The sequence below is a fragment of the Micromonospora sp. NPDC005172 genome (assembly GCF_040608555.1).
In the GTDB taxonomy this organism is placed as follows: Bacteria; Actinomycetota; Actinomycetes; order Mycobacteriales; family Micromonosporaceae; genus Micromonospora.
Map to the genome: position 1 here is coordinate 15,168 of NZ_JBEXIL010000023.1, position 14,109 is coordinate 29,276.

Consider the following 14,109-nt stretch of genomic DNA (forward strand, 5'->3'; position numbering starts at 1 on the left):
CGCTGGGGCCTGCCGGAGTCACTGTCGATGGTCGACGAGGTCGATGAGCTGGCGTACCACGGCGTCCGGTTCGATCACCCGGTCGAAGACCGCGACGAGCAGGGTCTCCAGGTCGGGGTAGCCCAACTCCTCGGAGAGCCGCAGCAGGGGCAGGTCGCTGGCGAGGCCACGGTTGTGTTGACGCAGGGCGAGACCGATGGTGGCCCGACCGAGGCGGACCTTGTCGCTGATCGTGATGCCCGGCTCGGTGTGCTCGGCGAACCACCTGTTGATCTGCATCTGCGCGTGCGGCGACTTGACGAAGCCCAGCCACTCCTTGCGCGGGCCGCGCGGCGCGGCGCCGGCCTCGAAGCCGTTGTCGGCGTCGTTCTCGGTGAAGATCTCCACCACGTCGCCCTCGTCCAGCTCCGAACTCAGCGGGGCGAGCCGGCCGTTGATGCGGGCGGCGAGGCAGTGGTCGCCCCGGTGACTGCCCAGCTCGTACGCCAGGTCGACGGGTGTGGCGCCGGCCGGCAGCACCACCTGACGGCCGTCGCCGAAGACCTGGATCTGGCCCTCGGCGAGGTCGCAGCGCAGCGACTCGTAGAACTGTGCCGGGTCGGCGGCCTCCGGCTCCCAGTCGAGCACGCGGCGCAGCCAGTCCAACTGCTCGGCGCGGGCCGCCGCGCCGCCGCCGCCCGAGCGGGGGAAGCGGAAGTCGGCGGCGATGCCGTACTCGGCCGAGCGGTGCATCTCCTCGGTGCGGATCAGCACCTCCACGGTGCGGTCCTGCGGGCCGCAGACGCTCGTGTGCAGCGAGCGGTAGAGGTTGTTCTTGGGCGAGGCGATGAAGTCCTTGAAACGGCCCGGGACCGGCCGCCAGGTGCCGTGGATCGCGCCCAGCGCCGCGTAGCAGTCGGTGGCCGGGCCGTCGACCACCACCGAGATGCGGGGCAGGTCGTACGGCGCGGTGTGGCCGCCGGCGATGGTGTCCTTCCAGATCGAGTAGAGGTGCCGCGGTCGGGGGCTGACCTCGGCGTCGACCCGGCTGCGCTTCAGCGCCATCCGGGCGCGGCTGACCACCGCGTCGAGGTACGCGTCCCAGCCCGGCCGGTCGTGCACGTGGCGGGCCAGTCGGGCGTGCTCGTCGGGCTCCAGGTGCAGCAGCACCACGTCGTCCAGCTCACGCTTGAGGGTCTGGATGCCCAACCGGTCGCAGAGGGGGACCAGGACCTCCTGCGTCTTGCGGGCGATCCGTTCGCGGGAGGCCGCCGAGCGCACACCGAGGGTGCGCATGTTGTGCAGCCGGTCGGCCAGCTTGATGATCAGCACCCGGACGTCCTTGGCGGCCGCGACGATCATCTTGCGGACCGTCTCCGCCTCGGCGGCCTTGCCGTAGAACGCCTTGTCGAACTTGGTCACCCCGTCGACCAGGTGGGCCACCTCGTGGCCGAAGTCCTCGGACAGCGCCTGAAGTGTGTAGCGGGTGTCCTCGACGGTGTCGTGCAGCAGCGCCGCGACCAGCGTGGTGGTGTCCATGCCCAGCTCGGCGCAGATCTGCGCCACCGCGAGTGGATGGGTGATGTACGGCTCGCCGCTCTTGCGGAACTGCCCGCGGTGCATGTTCTCCGCGATCGTGTACGCCCGCCGCAACACCGCCGGATCGGTGCCGGCGTGGATGCCCCGGTGGGTGCGGACCAGGTGCGTGACCGGGTCGGAGTCGTTGGTCGGCCAGGTGAGCAACGACCGCAGTCGGCGGGTCAGTGGCAGCTCACCCGACTGGGTTGGCAGGGCGCCCCCCAGGGCGGCGCCGTGTCCGGCGTCGACGTCCACGAGGGACACCTCCTCACCCCGGCTCCACGACCGCCGGACCGGGCGATCGGGAGCAGGCCCACGAAACGGGCAGGACTGCACTTCTCTAACAGCCTAAGCGAGTCGACGTAGTCCGATCGGTCAGTTGGTCATGAGCGTTCGGTCGAGAGTTGGTGCGACGCTCCGCTCTCGGCCTTCGTCAGCAGGTCACGGAAGCGGCCCGCGCCGGCTGCCGGTGACGACCAACCGGACGAGATCTCGACCAGCCGGGTCTCCGGCCGCTCCAACCAGGACAGGATCCGCTCGGACTCCTCGGCGGTGGCCGACGGCACCGGCCCGTGTCCTCCGGACACCGTCTCGGCCGTGGCACGGATGGTGTTCAACGTGGGTCGCGGGTGGACGCCCGGCGGGGACACGCCCGCCCCGGCCAGCCGTCCGTGCCGGATCAGGGCCAGCTCCCAGCCGCCTGTCGGGGCTGGCCGGGCCGCGGCCATCTCGACGATCCCGGTCAGCGCCGCCAGCCGCTGCATCCGCACGGTGGCGCGCAGCACCGCGGCCAGCCGGGATCGCACCACGGCGGCCTCCTCGTAGCGCTGATCGGCCGCGAGTACGTCTATCCGGGCCAGCAGCGCGTCCACCACCGGCTGCGGGTCACTGGTGGTGGCGGTGCGGAACGGCCCGACCGCCGCGTCGTCGTACTCCTCGGGGGTGATCCGGTGCTCGCAGGGCGCCGGGCAGCGACCCAGCTCGGCCAGCGCGCAGGCCGGCGTGACGGTGCGCAGCGAGAGCCGGTGGGTGCACTGGCGCAGTGGGACGGCGTCGTGGAAGCCGGCGGCGGCCAGCTCGGCGGCCCGCCGGGAGGTGAACGGCCCGAGGTAGGCGGCGTCGGTGGGGGAGATGTCGCGCACGATCGACAACCGGGGGTACGGGCCGTCGGTCAGCTTGAGCCAGACCATCCGCTCCGGGTATTTCGACCGCCTGTTGTACGGAGGCGCGTGCGCGGCGATCAACCGCAGCTCACGGACCTCCGCCTCCAACGAGTGCGCGCACTCCACGGCCTCGACCCGCTCGGCCGCGGCCAACATCTCGGAGATCCGGGCACGCTTCTCGCCGGCCGTGAAGTAGCTGCGCACCCGGGTGGCGATGTCGCCCGAGGTGCCGACGTAGAGCGGCCGGTCGTCGGCGGCCCGGAAGATGTAGACGCCGGGCACCTTGGGCAGCCCCTCGGCCAGGTGTCGCTTGCGACGCTGCGTCGGGGTGACCGCGCGAGCGAACTCGATGGCGTCGCCGACGGTGTCGACGCGGTGCCCGCCGAGACGGCCGATCAGGCCGTGCAGCACGTCGACGGTGGCCTTGGCGTCGTCCAGCGCCCGGTGGGAGGGCTGGGTGGCGGTCCGGAAGTATGCCGCCAGGGTGCCCAGCTTGCGGTTGGGCACCTCGTCGCGGGTCAGCACCCGCCGGGCCAGCGCCGCGGTGTCCAGCACGCGGGGGTTGGGCCAGCGGTACCCGTGCTTGGCGCAGGCGGCCTTGAGAAAGCCCACGTCGTACGGGGCGTTGTGGGCCACCAGCACCGCGTCGGCGATGAATTCCAGGAAGCTGGGCAGCACCTGCTCGATCGGCGGGGCCGGCAGCAGCATGGCCTGGGTGATCCCGGTCAGCACGGTGATGAACGGCGGGATCGGCTGCCCCGGGTTGACCAGGGTGGCCAGCACTCCCAGCTCCTCGCCGCCGCGTACCTTGACCGCGCCGATCTCGGTGATGCCGCCGCCGTCCGGCGCGCCGCCGGTGGTCTCGAGGTCGACCACCACGAAGGTCGTCGCGTACAGCGGCAGGGCCGGGTCCACCCCGCCCACCGCCGGGTCGAGACCGGCCAGTGACTCCTGGACGTACTCCGCCTGTGCCATCGGCGGCACGCTAGCGCCCCGGTCCGACACTCCCGTCGCAGCCGTCCCACCAGTCACCATGGGGCTAGGATGAGAGATCGGCTCACTCACCGGGCGGTGGGCCCGCCAGCGGTGGGAGACTTGCCACATGCCCCTCACCGAGCCGCACGACGACCACCTCCCGCAGGAGGATCCGGTCGCGCGCGACGGTGCCGTGGGCGATCCGGACACCGGCGACACTCCCGGCGGATCGGCGATCGAGCCGGAGCCGACACTGCCCGAGCCGGTCCGGCAGCGGATCGTGGCGCTGACCGCTGCCGTGCTGCCGGGGTTGCCCGCCGACGAGGTGCCGGTGCCGCTGCGGCGGGTGGCCAAGTTCGCCCCCAACCGTCGGGCCCGCCTCGGCGCTCCGGCCATCGCCGCCCAGCTCACCGGTGACCCGCTGTTCCGGCAGCGCGTCACCGCCCGGGTGCTGGCCGACGCCGGTGACCTCGGTGCGGCCGTGGTCGAGGGCACCGCGCCGGCCGCCGCCGACCCGGTCGAGGTGGCCGCGCTGGCGTACCTGGCCCGACCGCGCGGCTGGCGGGAGCTGATCGACGCCAGCGGCGCCGCGGTGCGCGCCGAGGCGGACAGCGCCGTCGTCGCCGAACTGGTCCGCGAGGCCGAGCACCGGGCCACCCGCGCCGAACACGACCGCGCGGTGGCCCGGGTCGAGGCCGACAAGCTCCGCGACGAGCTGGCACGGGTCCGGGAGGAGCTGGGTCAGCTCCGCGAGGAGTCCCGTCAGCTGGCCCGTACCCTGCGTGAGACGCAGATCCGCGAGCGCAAGGCCACCGACGTTCTCGCCACCGAGCGGGGTCGCGCGGCCCGGGCCAGCGCCGACGTGGACGCCGAGCTGCGCCGCGCCCGCGCCCGGCTCGCCGAGGCGGAGGCCGCTGCCGGGGTCGCCCGCGCCAGCGCCAAGGAGGCCCGCTCGGTCGACGACGCCCGCCTCTGGCTGCTGCTGGAGACCATCGGCCAGGCCGCCGTCGGGCTGCGCCGGGAGTTGGCGCTCGACCCGGTCGACAAGCTTCCCGCCGACTTCGTCGCGGACGCGTTCGCCGAGCAGCCGGGGAGCGCTCCGGCCGGCCCGGCCGCCCGTGCCCGCGACACCGACGACCCCGCCCGGCTCGACCAGCTCCTCGCCCTGCCCCGGGCGCACCTCGTGGTGGACGGCTACAACGTCACCAAGCGCGGCTTCGGCGAGATGTCCCTGGAGCAGCAGCGCAAGCGCCTCATCACCGGGCTGGGCGGGATCGCCGCGCAGACCGGCGACGAGGTCACCGTGGTGTTCGACGGGGCCGAGCGGATGCACGGGCTGCCCCCCGCGCCGCGCGGCGTACGGGTGCTCTTCTCGCGTAAGGGCGAGACGGCCGACGAGCTGATCCGACGCCTGGTCCGCGCCGAGCCGGCGGGCCGCCCGGTCGTCGTGGTCTCGTCCGACCGCGAGGTCGCCGACGGCGTACGCCGGCACGGCGCGTACCCGCTGGGGGCCGACTCGCTGCTGCGCCGCCTCGCCCGCTCCTGAAGGGCGCGCCGGGGCCGGATCGGCGCAGCTGTGTCGGTGGCTCTGCCGCCGTCAGACGCAGCGGGAGACCGACGGGTTCGGGTCGTGGCCGGTGTACATGTAGTCACCGGCGAGCATGCCGCTCGCGTTTCCGTAGAACGCGTTGTACCAGACGGTGTCGCCGTTGACCGACGATCCGGTCGCCCAGCAGTTCAGGTAGACCGACTGGCCCTTTCCGATGGTGAGGATGACCGAGCACTGCGAGTTGTTCAGCCACTGGCAGTAGCGCAGGTTCAGGTCCGTCTTCGTCGTGAAGTAGCCACCGGCGAAGGCCGGTGTGGCGACCAGGCCGACCGCCGCGGTCACCGCGACGGCGCACGCGGCCAGGAGACGTCGTGGATTCATGTCTTCAACCTCCTTCGATCGGTTCAGTAGGAGCAGTACGGGGAGTCCATGATGTCGATGGCGACCGCGTAGCCATACGGCTCGAGGTAGGCCAGCTCGCCCGGGGAGACGCACACCCAGTCGTTGTTCGAGTAGAAGATCTTCGCGCCGTCGTCGTTGCGGCTGTTGTAGACCCAGTCCGCGCCCCTGCTGCGGGACCCGAGGGTCTGGTAGTAGGTGTCCTGGAACGACGCGGTCGGCGGCGCGCCGTCGTAGGGGCTGCCGCTCACCCAGAAGCAGACGCGGGGGTAGTTGCAGCCGAGCGCCGAGGTGGCCTGCGCCGGCGTGGCGACGAGTCCGCCCGCGGCTGTCGCGGCGACCGCGAGGAGCGCGACGGCCGAGAGACGGGAGCGTGTGGTCGTGGATGGTCCGCGCATTCGACAACCTCCGTGGGTCAGGGTGGGACGGCCGGTTCCACTCGGCCCGCCGGGACGTCGTTGGACCTTCGGGCGGCGGTGGATCGGCCGTAGGGCAACGATCGCAGCGGCCACTGTCGACGGAACAGGCGCTTGACCGGCAGTTGACCGGCGATTCGACCGGGCGCGGCGGGTGCGTCCAGCCGGGAGGGGCTTGCTGGTCACGAGGTCGGCGATGTCGTGGTGTCCGGCCGGTCGGGATACCCCGATTTCGCTGACCTGGAGTCGATCTAGCCCTCAACGGGCGGTTCTGTCGTACCCGGTGGATAGCGTCGATGTGACCGACGGTGCTCGGGTGGCGACGACAGCGTGTCGACCGCGCATCGCGAGCGATCAGGAGGCGTGATGCTCATCGACTGCGACGGGTGCGCGAAGCGGGCCGACGGCTGTTCCGGCTGCCCGCTGACCGCCCTGTTCGACGAGACGTCCCCGGCGGCCGGGCTGGTCGCCGCCGAGGTCGAGGCGATCGAGGTGCTCGCCCGGGCTGGCTTCGACGTCGAGGTGCTGGCCGCGCCCGCGCGGCCCGACGTGCCCGTCCGGCCCGACGTGCCCGCCCGGTCCGGTGCCCCCGCGCGCTGGGTCCGCCGAGTGGCCTGAGCCACCGCGTCCGCCGGGTGGCCTGAGCCGCCGGGTGGCCTGAGTCGCCGGATGGCCTGAGTCACCGGCACGAGCCTTCCGCGCCCGGTGGCACGGGCCCTCGCCGGGCTGCCCGCCGGCCGGGGCGACGGAGCGCGACACCGCGCCCGAAGCGGACTTTTCGCGGGCCATAGGATGGGCGGTCACGGCGGGAGGAGCGACGGGATGAGCGGGGTACGACGCGAGCGCGACGCGCCCGTCGGTGCGACGCACGCCGGCGACCCGCGGCAGGCGGTGTCCCGGTGAGCCCGCGCGGCTGGGCGGTGCTGACGTTGGCCGCGTTGACGGTGGCCCTGCTGGTGACCGTCGCGGTGTTCATCCCCTGGCACCGGCCCCCGGCGCCCCGTGCCGACCAGCTCGCCGCGCTCCGGGACCTCCCGGCCGACCAGGTGGCCAAGGGGCGTGAGTTCCGTGCTGCCCTGCGCCCCGGCGGCTACGCCGCGCTGGCCGTGGGGCTGCTGATCGCCGTCGCGCTCGGCCTCACCCCGCTGGGCAGTCGCCTGGTCGAGCTGGTGGGCCGGCCGTTCGGTGGGCACTGGATCGCCCAGGCGGTGCTCGGCGGTCTCGCCGTGGTGCTCGTCGCCGACCTGCTCACCCTCCCGTTCGCCGCCTGGCGGCAGAGCGTCCTGACCCGCTACGGGCTGAGCACCAACGGGTGGAGCGGCTGGGCCGTCGACCTGCTCAAGTCGTACGCGGTGAGCGCCGTGATCGGTGCGGTGGCGCTTCTCGGTTTCTATCTGGTCATCCGGCTCGCGCCGCGCTGGTGGTGGGCTCTCGGCGCGGCGGGCGCGGCCCTGCTGGTGGTGCTGCTGTCGTTCGTGCTGCCCGTGCTCGTCGAGCCGGTCTTCAACAAGTTCACCCCGATGGAGCAGGGCCCGTTGCGCACCGAGTTGATGAGCATGGCGGCCCGGGACGGGGTGCCGGTGCGCGACGTGCTCGTCGCCGACGCCTCGCGGCGCACCAGGGCGGTCAACGCGTACGTCTCCGGCCTCGGCCCGACCCGCCGGGTGGTCGTCTACGACACCCTCCTGCGCGAGGCCACCCCCGACGAGCTGACCGCTGTGGTGGCGCACGAGCTGGGCCACGCGAAGGACTCCGACGTGACGGTGGGCACGCTGACCGGGGCGCTGGGCGCCGCCGCCACGGTGGTCGCCCTCTACCTGCTCGGTTCCTGGGGCCTGCTGTTGCGGTTGGCCGGCGTCGACTCGATCGCCCATCCGCGCGCGTTTCCGCTGCTGGTCGCCCTGGTCACGGTGGCCGGCCTGGTCGCCACCCCCGTGCAGGCGCTGGTGTCGCGGCGGGTGGAGGCGCGGGCCGACGCACACGCGCTCGCGCTCACCGGCGACCCGGTGGCCTTCGAGTCGATGCAGCGCCGCCTCGGCTCGGTCAACCTGGGTGACCCCGACCCGCCGCGGTGGGAATACCTCTACTCGGCCTCGCATCCGTCCACCGTGGAGCGGATGGCCGCCGCCCGCGCGTACGCCCGGGAGGCCCGCCGATGAGCCGGACGTTGCTGATCACCAACGACTTCCCACCCCGCCCGGGTGGCATCCAGTCCTTCGTGCACAACCTCGCCGTGCGTCAGCCGGCCGGGTCGGTGGTCGTCTACGCGTCGAGCTGGCGCGGCGCGGAGAAGTTCGACGCCGACCAGCCGTTCGAGGTGATCCGTGAACGCACCCGGGTGCTGCTGCCCACCCCGCTGATCGCCCGTCGGGCGGCCCGGCTCGCCCGCGAGTACGACTGCGACACGGTGTGGTTCGGGGCGGCGGCCCCGCTGGGGCTGCTCGCCGCCGGTCTACGCAGGCGTGCGGGCGTACGGCGGGTGGTGGCGCAGACCCACGGCCACGAGGTCGGTTGGGCGGCGCTGCCGGCCGCCCGGCCGGCGCTGCGGCGCATCGGGCGTGGTGTCGACGTGACCACCTACCTGGGCGAGTACACCCGCACCCGGCTCGCTCGGGTGCTGGGCGGGGTGACCGACCTGCGTCGGCTCGCGCCGGGGGTGGACGTGGACACCTACCACCCGACGGTGGACGGCGAGCCGGTCCGCGCCCGGTTGGGGCTGACCGACCGTCCGGTGGTGGTCTGCGTGTCCCGGCTCGTGCCGCGTAAGGGTCAGGACATGCTGATCCGGGCACTGCCGGAGATCCGCCGTCGGGTGCCCGACGCGGCGCTGCTGATCGTCGGCGGCGGCCCGTACCGGGCGACCCTGGAGAAGCTGGCCCGCCAGGCGGGCGTCGAGCAGGACGTGGTCTTCACCGGCTCGGTGCCGGCGGCCGAGCTGCCAGCGCACTACGCGGCCGGTGACGTCTACGCGATGCCGTGCCGCACCCGCAACCGCGGCCTGGACGTGGAGGGGCTGGGCATCGTCTACCTGGAGGCGTCCGCAACCGGCCTGCCGGTGGTGGCCGGGGACTCCGGCGGCGCGCCGGACGCGGTCCGGGAGGCCGAGACCGGGTACGTGGTGCGGGGCCGGGACGTCGCGCAGCTCGCCGACCGGGTCGCGCGGCTGCTCGCCGACCGTGACCTGGCCCGCCAGCTCGGCGCGGCCGGTCGAGCGTGGGTGGAGCGGGAGTGGCGCTGGGAGGCGCAGGCGCAGCGGATGGCGTCTCTGCTGGCCGGCTGACCGTCGCCCCTGCTCAGGGGCCGGTCTGCCGGGGCGGGGCGTAGCGGGGGACGTACTCCTGGTTGGTGAGCTGTTGGATCGCGGCCATCACCTCGTCGGTGACCGTCCGGACGTCGCGCGGCCCGGTGATACGCCCGGCGACCGGGATCGCCGGCCCGAACCGCAGGGTGACCGGGTGCCGACGGGGAACTCGCGCGTCGACCGGCAGCACCTCGGCGGTGCCGAGCACACCGATCGGGATGATCGGCACCTCGGCGTCGCGGGCCAGCCGGGTCATGCCGACCCGGCCCCGGTAGAGCCGCCCGTCGGGGGAGCGGGTGCCCTCCGGGAAGATGGCGACGAGCCCGCCGGCGCGCAGCACCGGCACGGCCGCGTCGAGGGCCGTGAGGGCGGCCCGGCCACCGGCGCGTTCGACACGGATGGCCCCCATGCCGGCGACGACCTGCCGGCTGAGCCAACTGCCGGTGAAGTACTCGGCCTTGGCCCAGAAGGTGACGTGTCGGGGCGTCAGGCAGCCGAGGAACACCTGGTCGGCGACGGACAGGTGGTTGCTGGCGAGAATCGCGCCACCCTCGCGGGGCAGGTGTTCCAGTCCCTGGACGCGGGGTCGCCAGCCCAGTCGCAGGGCCGATCCGACGGTCAGTTTGCTGAGGTCGTACAGCAGGGGCACGTCGTCTCCGGTTCAGTTCGGTGCGGGGCCGAGGTGCGCGTCGAGGGCGGCCCGCAGCACGTCGTCGTCGTCGTTGTCGCCGGTCGCCAGCGGCAGGCTTCCCCAGGCCCAGAGCTGGGCGATGCCGTGCAGGTTGGCCCAGAGCGCACCGGCGACCACCGCCGCGGGCGCGTCGGTCGGCCGGCGCGCCTGTGCCACCAGGTCGGTCAGGAGGGTGAACAGCGGCAGGCTCGTCTCGCGTAGCCGCAGGCGACCGCTGGACAGCAGGTCGTGGCGGAACATCAGCTCGAACATGCCGCGGTGCGCCGCGGCGAAGTCCAGGTACGTCCGGGCCAGCGCGACCAGTCGGGTACGCGGCTGGGGGTCGGCCGCGCGCATCGTCTGCTCGAGCCGGGTGGTGAGGTCGGCGAAGCCCTCGCGGGCGATGGCCGAGAGCAGGTCGACGTGGGTGGGGAAGTAGCGGCGTGGCGCACCGTGTGACACGCCCGCACGACGGGCGATCTCCCGCAGGGACACGCCGGACTGGCCCTCCCGCAGCACCAGGTCCACCCCGGCCGCCACCAGTCGGGCCCGAACTCCCGCCGCCTGATTCATAGACACTGTCTACCAGTTCGCCGTAGACGTTGTCTACGCCCCGGGGCGCGTAGACAACCGCTCGACAGCTGGACGCCGTGTCGACGATCGCGGGCGCTCAGCGGATGCGGGCCAGGATGCGGTCGGCGGGGGCCGGGCGGCCGAAGTGCCAGCCCTGTGCGGCGTCGCAGTCGATCGCCCGCAGTCGCTCCGCCTGCCCGGCGGTCTCCACCCCCTCGGCGGTCACCGTGAGGTCGAGCGCGTGCGCCAGCGACACCAGCGAGGCGAGAATCCGTTCGTCGGTACGCCCCACCGCCGGCGAACGCAGGCCGGCCACGAACTCCCCGGCCACCTTCAGCTCGGTGACCGGCAGGTCCCGCAGGTACGCGAGGTTGCTGTAGCCGGTGCCGAAGTCGTCGATGGCGATGCGTACGCCCAGATCGGCCAGCACCCGCAGGGCCCGAACGGGCTCCTTGGCGCTGCTCATCATCGTGCTCTCGGTGATCTCCAACTGGAGTCGTTCGGGCGGCAGACCAGTCTGGCTCAGCAGCGTACGGACCTCCTGCACCAGGCCGGGCCGGTGCACCTGCCGCACGGCAAGGTTGACGCTCACGAACGGCGCGTGGGCACCGCCCGTCGACCACGCCTCCGCCTCGCGGCACGCCTCGGCGAGCACCCACCCGCCCAGTTGCACGATCAGACCGGTCTCCTCGGCCAGCGCGATGAAGCTGTCCGGCCGCAGGACGCCCAACTCCGGGTGTCGCCAGCGGACCAGCGCCTCCACACCGAGCAGTTTGCCGTCGCGCAGCGACGTCAGGGGCTGGTAGTCGAGGTAGAACTCGCCCCGCTCCAGGGCGGCCGGAATGGCTGCCGAGAGGGCGTACCGAGCCAGCTCACGGCGGTTGCGCTCGGCGTCGTAGAGCGCCCAGCGCGCCCCACCGGCCGACTTCGCCCAGTGCAGGGTGCTGTCGGCGGCCCGCATCAGGTCGCTGGGGCTGGCACCGGCCACCTGCCGCTCCACGATGCCGATGCTCGCGGTGACCTGGAGCTCGTGCCCGGCGACCACCACCGGTGTCCGGACCGCGGCCAGAGCGGCCTCGGCGACCTCCACGGCCGCCTCGGTGCCGCCGGTGCCCTCCACCAGGATGACGAACTCGTCCCCACCGAGGCGGGCCACCAGGTGCGCGCCGAGGGTCTGGCGGAGCCGTTCCGCCACCGTGGTCAGCAACTGGTCGCCGACCTGGTGCCCCAGGCTGTCGTTGACGACCTTGAACCGGTCCAGGTCGAGGAAACACACCCCGAGGCGCTGGGCACCCCGGCCCGGCTCGTTGAGCGCGGCGGTGAGCCGCTCGGTGAACAGCGTCCGGTTGGGCAGGCCGGTGAGCGGGTCGTGGGTGGCCTGGTGGCGGAACCGCGCCTCGCTGGCCCGCAGCGCCCGTTCGGCCTGCGTCCGGGCCATCATGGCGGCCCGGCGGATGGACTCCTGCTCGTCGAGCGTGCGGTCCCGCAGCGCGCGGGCGTAGCCGGTCGCCACGGCGGCCAGCAGTCGCGCCATTCGGTCCTCGACGTCCTCGGCCACCAGGCCCAGGTCCCGCACGAGCCGGAGCTGGATCACCTCGACCGTACGACCCAGCCCTTCGGCGGACGCGATGTGCGCGGCGACCAGCTCCGCGCCGACCCGGTGCCCGGCGCGCAGGTCGAACGGCTCGGCGAGCAGCGCCTGAGCCAGCTGGCCGGTGAGCCGGTGCAGCAGCGCCTCGAGCTGGGCCTGTGTCATCGGCAGGTAGCTCGTACCGGAGACCGCCTTGGCCCAGGCGCGGGCGAAGGTGCCGGGGCGGGTGGCCGCCGCAGCCGCCTCAGTCACCGAGTCGCCCGACGCCGCCCATGAACACCGCCCGCTCGGCGGCCTCCGCGCTCTCCGGGCTGTCGGGTCGCCACTGCGGCACCCAGACGACGCCCGGGTCGACCAGCTCGAACCCGTCGAAGAGCGCGGCCAGCTCGGCCTGGCTGCGAATCGTGAGCGGACTGTCGGTACGCCGGTAGACCCGCTCGGCCTCGGCGCGCTCCTCCCCGGCGCGGCCGTCGTCGCTGGCCTGCGACAGCACCAGGTAGCTGCCGGGCGCCAACGCGTCGCGCAGCGTCGCCAGCAGCTCCGCCGGCCGGTCGTCGTCGGGGACGAAGTGCAGGACGGCCACGATCATCACGGCCACCGGCTGACTCAGGTCGAGCAGCCTGCGCGTGTCGGGGTGCGCCAGGATCTCCTCCGGGTGCCGCAGGTCCTCCTGGACGATGGCCGCGCGGTCGTTGCCGGCCAGGATCTCCCGGCTGTGCGCCACCGCAACCGGGTCGACGTCCACGTAGACCACCCGCGACGCCGGGTCGATCCGCTGGGCGATCTCGTGGACGTTGCCGACCGTGGGGATGCCCGAGCCGATGTCCAGGAACTGGCGAATGCCGGTCTCGGCGAGGTGGTGGACCGCCCGGCGCAGGAATGCCCGGTTGGCCTGCGCCGCCAGCGGCGCCTCCGGTACGGCCGCCACCATCGCCTGCGCGGCGGCCCGGTCCGCGGCGAAGTTGTGCGATCCGCCGAGGTAGTAGTCGTACATCCGGGCGACGCTCGGGCGTTCGATGTCGATGGTGTCGGGTGCCCAGTCCGGCCGCTGCATGCGCTCACCCCTTGAGTCCACGACGCGGGCGTCATCGCCCGCGCGGGTATTCTGCCCCCGCGGTACCCGGCAGACCATAGCGTGTCGCGCACTCGCCGCCGACGTCGGTCGATACGCGAAGGTCCGCGCCAGCGGTGCGGCGGCGCGGACCTTCGGTCACGGAATCCCGCTCGACGAGCGGGCGTGGGTTAGAACTTCGGGGCGTCCGGCGCTTCGAGCAGGCCGAGCCGCAGCGCGGTCATCAGGGCCTGTGCCCGGTTGGCGGCACCGAGCTTCTCGTAGAGCTTGGAGATGTGCGTCTTCGCCGTGGACTCGCTGACGAAGAGCTGCTTGGCGATGCCCGCCACGCTCATGCCGTCGGCGAGCAGCCGCAGGACCTGCCCCTCGCGGGGGGAGAGCTGCGGGCCGGAGGGGGCGAGTCGACGCTTCATCGCCTCGGCCAGGTCGGCGGCGGTGAACGCGCTGGGCGACGAGGCGGCGTGCCGTGCGGCGGCCACGACCTCGTCGGCCGGAGCGGTCTTGGGCACGAACGCGCTCGCGCCGGCCTCCAGGGCACCGAAGAGCTGGTCGTCGCCGGCGTACATGGTCAACACCACGATGCCCATGGACGCGCTGGACTTGCGCAGCGCGCGGGTGGCCTCCAGGCCGCTGCCGTCGGGCAGCCGCAGATCCATGATCACCACGTCCGGCTGGAGGGCGCCGGCCTGGCGTACCCCCTCTGCCGCGGTCGCGGCCTCGCCGACGACCTCGAACTGGCGGTCGCGCTCGAAGGCGTGCCGCAGGCCCTTACGAATCAGGTCATGATCGTCGACAAGGAGGACCTTGGTGCGGGTGGCCGGTGTCGGACTTGTGGTCATCCTC

13 protein-coding genes are annotated in these 14,109 nt (G+C 73.3%); 4 read left to right on the plus strand and 9 right to left on the minus strand.

The features are described from left to right. Positions 1-18: 18 nt before the first annotated feature. Together ABZV06_RS17565 and ABZV06_RS17570 are read right to left on the minus strand one after the other, a co-directional pair. The gene (locus ABZV06_RS17565; RefSeq protein ID WP_355622645.1) at positions 19-1,812 is read right to left on the minus strand and encodes an HD domain-containing protein; all 1,794 of its coding nucleotides are present in this window, start codon (positions 1,810-1,812) and stop codon (positions 19-21) included. 128 nt (positions 1,813-1,940) lie between these two features. Beyond that, positions 1,941-3,695: a DEDD exonuclease domain-containing protein gene (locus ABZV06_RS17570; protein WP_355622569.1), complete on the minus strand. Its 1,755-nt coding sequence runs from the start codon at positions 3,693-3,695 to the stop codon at positions 1,941-1,943. Positions 3,696-3,822: 127 nt separating this feature from the next. On the opposite strand from ABZV06_RS17570, the gene ABZV06_RS17575 reads away from it, so the two are divergent. Next, positions 3,823-5,241: an NYN domain-containing protein gene (locus tag ABZV06_RS17575; protein WP_355622572.1), complete on the plus strand. Its 1,419-nt coding sequence runs from the start codon at positions 3,823-3,825 to the stop codon at positions 5,239-5,241. A 51-nt stretch (positions 5,242-5,292) separates the two neighbouring features. Here ABZV06_RS17575 and ABZV06_RS17580 read toward each other — a convergent pair whose 3' ends face one another. Both ABZV06_RS17580 and ABZV06_RS17585 read right to left on the minus strand, forming a co-directional pair. Next, complete coding sequence (locus ABZV06_RS17580; RefSeq protein ID WP_355622575.1) at positions 5,293-5,625, minus strand: hypothetical protein; 333 nt, start codon at positions 5,623-5,625, stop codon at positions 5,293-5,295. Between the two features lie 23 nt (positions 5,626-5,648). Next, positions 5,649-6,041 (minus strand): hypothetical protein, encoded by a 393-nt coding sequence (locus ABZV06_RS17585; RefSeq protein ID WP_355622577.1) that lies wholly within the window; start codon positions 6,039-6,041, stop codon positions 5,649-5,651. Positions 6,042-6,425: 384 nt separating this feature from the next. Here ABZV06_RS17585 and ABZV06_RS17590 point away from each other — a divergent pair, with 384 nt between their 5' ends. The 3 genes from ABZV06_RS17590 to ABZV06_RS17600 all read left to right on the plus strand — a co-directional run bounded on the left by ABZV06_RS17590 (position 6,426) and on the right by ABZV06_RS17600 (position 9,339). After that, the gene (locus ABZV06_RS17590; RefSeq protein WP_355236464.1) at positions 6,426-6,677 is read left to right on the plus strand and encodes a hypothetical protein; all 252 of its coding nucleotides are present in this window, start codon (positions 6,426-6,428) and stop codon (positions 6,675-6,677) included. A 281-nt stretch (positions 6,678-6,958) separates the two neighbouring features. Beyond that, positions 6,959-8,218 (plus strand): M48 family metallopeptidase, encoded by a 1,260-nt coding sequence (locus ABZV06_RS17595; protein WP_355622580.1) that lies wholly within the window; start codon positions 6,959-6,961, stop codon positions 8,216-8,218. Continuing rightward, entirely contained in the window at positions 8,215-9,339 is a 1,125-nt protein-coding gene (locus tag ABZV06_RS17600) for a glycosyltransferase family 4 protein (RefSeq protein ID WP_355236469.1), read from the plus strand. The genes ABZV06_RS17595 and ABZV06_RS17600 overlap by 4 nt, the downstream gene beginning before the upstream one ends. Positions 9,340-9,352: 13 nt before the next feature. Here ABZV06_RS17600 and ABZV06_RS17605 read toward each other — a convergent pair whose 3' ends face one another. The 5 genes from ABZV06_RS17605 to ABZV06_RS17625 form a co-directional block, all read right to left on the minus strand. Continuing rightward, on the minus strand, positions 9,353-10,009 hold the full coding sequence (locus ABZV06_RS17605; RefSeq protein WP_355236472.1) for a lysophospholipid acyltransferase family protein: 657 nt from the start codon (positions 10,007-10,009) through the stop codon (positions 9,353-9,355). Between the two features lie 12 nt (positions 10,010-10,021). After that, positions 10,022-10,603 (minus strand): TetR/AcrR family transcriptional regulator, encoded by a 582-nt coding sequence (locus ABZV06_RS17610; protein WP_355236474.1) that lies wholly within the window; start codon positions 10,601-10,603, stop codon positions 10,022-10,024. A 97-nt stretch (positions 10,604-10,700) separates the two neighbouring features. Further along, the gene (locus tag ABZV06_RS17615; protein WP_355236975.1) at positions 10,701-12,359 is read right to left on the minus strand and encodes a bifunctional diguanylate cyclase/phosphodiesterase; all 1,659 of its coding nucleotides are present in this window, start codon (positions 12,357-12,359) and stop codon (positions 10,701-10,703) included. 79 nt (positions 12,360-12,438) lie between these two features. Beyond that, positions 12,439-13,248, minus strand: coding sequence for an SAM-dependent methyltransferase (locus tag ABZV06_RS17620; protein WP_355236477.1), 810 nt, complete (start codon positions 13,246-13,248; stop codon positions 12,439-12,441). A 188-nt stretch (positions 13,249-13,436) separates the two neighbouring features. Further along, positions 13,437-14,105: a response regulator transcription factor gene (locus ABZV06_RS17625; protein WP_007072219.1), complete on the minus strand. Its 669-nt coding sequence runs from the start codon at positions 14,103-14,105 to the stop codon at positions 13,437-13,439. Between the last annotated feature and the right edge of the window lie 4 nt (positions 14,106-14,109).

Bases quoted from the DNA above. Each gene is read 5' to 3' on its own strand.
- ABZV06_RS17570 (WP_355622569.1), bottom strand. From the start codon at position 3,695: ATGGCACAGGCGGAGTACGTCCAGGAGTCACTGGCCGGTCTCGACCCG.
- ABZV06_RS17575 (WP_355622572.1), top strand. From the start codon at position 3,823: ATGCCCCTCACCGAGCCGCACGACGACCACCTCCCGCAGGAGGATCCG.
- ABZV06_RS17580 (WP_355622575.1), bottom strand. From the start codon at position 5,625: ATGAATCCACGACGTCTCCTGGCCGCGTGCGCCGTCGCGGTGACCGCG.
- ABZV06_RS17585 (WP_355622577.1), bottom strand. From the start codon at position 6,041: ATGCGCGGACCATCCACGACCACACGCTCCCGTCTCTCGGCCGTCGCG.
- ABZV06_RS17590 (WP_355236464.1), top strand. From the start codon at position 6,426: ATGCTCATCGACTGCGACGGGTGCGCGAAGCGGGCCGACGGCTGTTCC.
- ABZV06_RS17600 (WP_355236469.1), top strand. From the start codon at position 8,215: ATGAGCCGGACGTTGCTGATCACCAACGACTTCCCACCCCGCCCGGGT.
- ABZV06_RS17610 (WP_355236474.1), bottom strand. From the start codon at position 10,603: ATGAATCAGGCGGCGGGAGTTCGGGCCCGACTGGTGGCGGCCGGGGTG.
- ABZV06_RS17615 (WP_355236975.1), bottom strand. From the start codon at position 12,359: ATGACACAGGCCCAGCTCGAGGCGCTGCTGCACCGGCTCACCGGCCAG.
- ABZV06_RS17620 (WP_355236477.1), bottom strand. From the start codon at position 13,248: ATGCAGCGGCCGGACTGGGCACCCGACACCATCGACATCGAACGCCCG.
- ABZV06_RS17625 (WP_007072219.1), bottom strand. From the start codon at position 14,105: ATGACCACAAGTCCGACACCGGCCACCCGCACCAAGGTCCTCCTTGTC.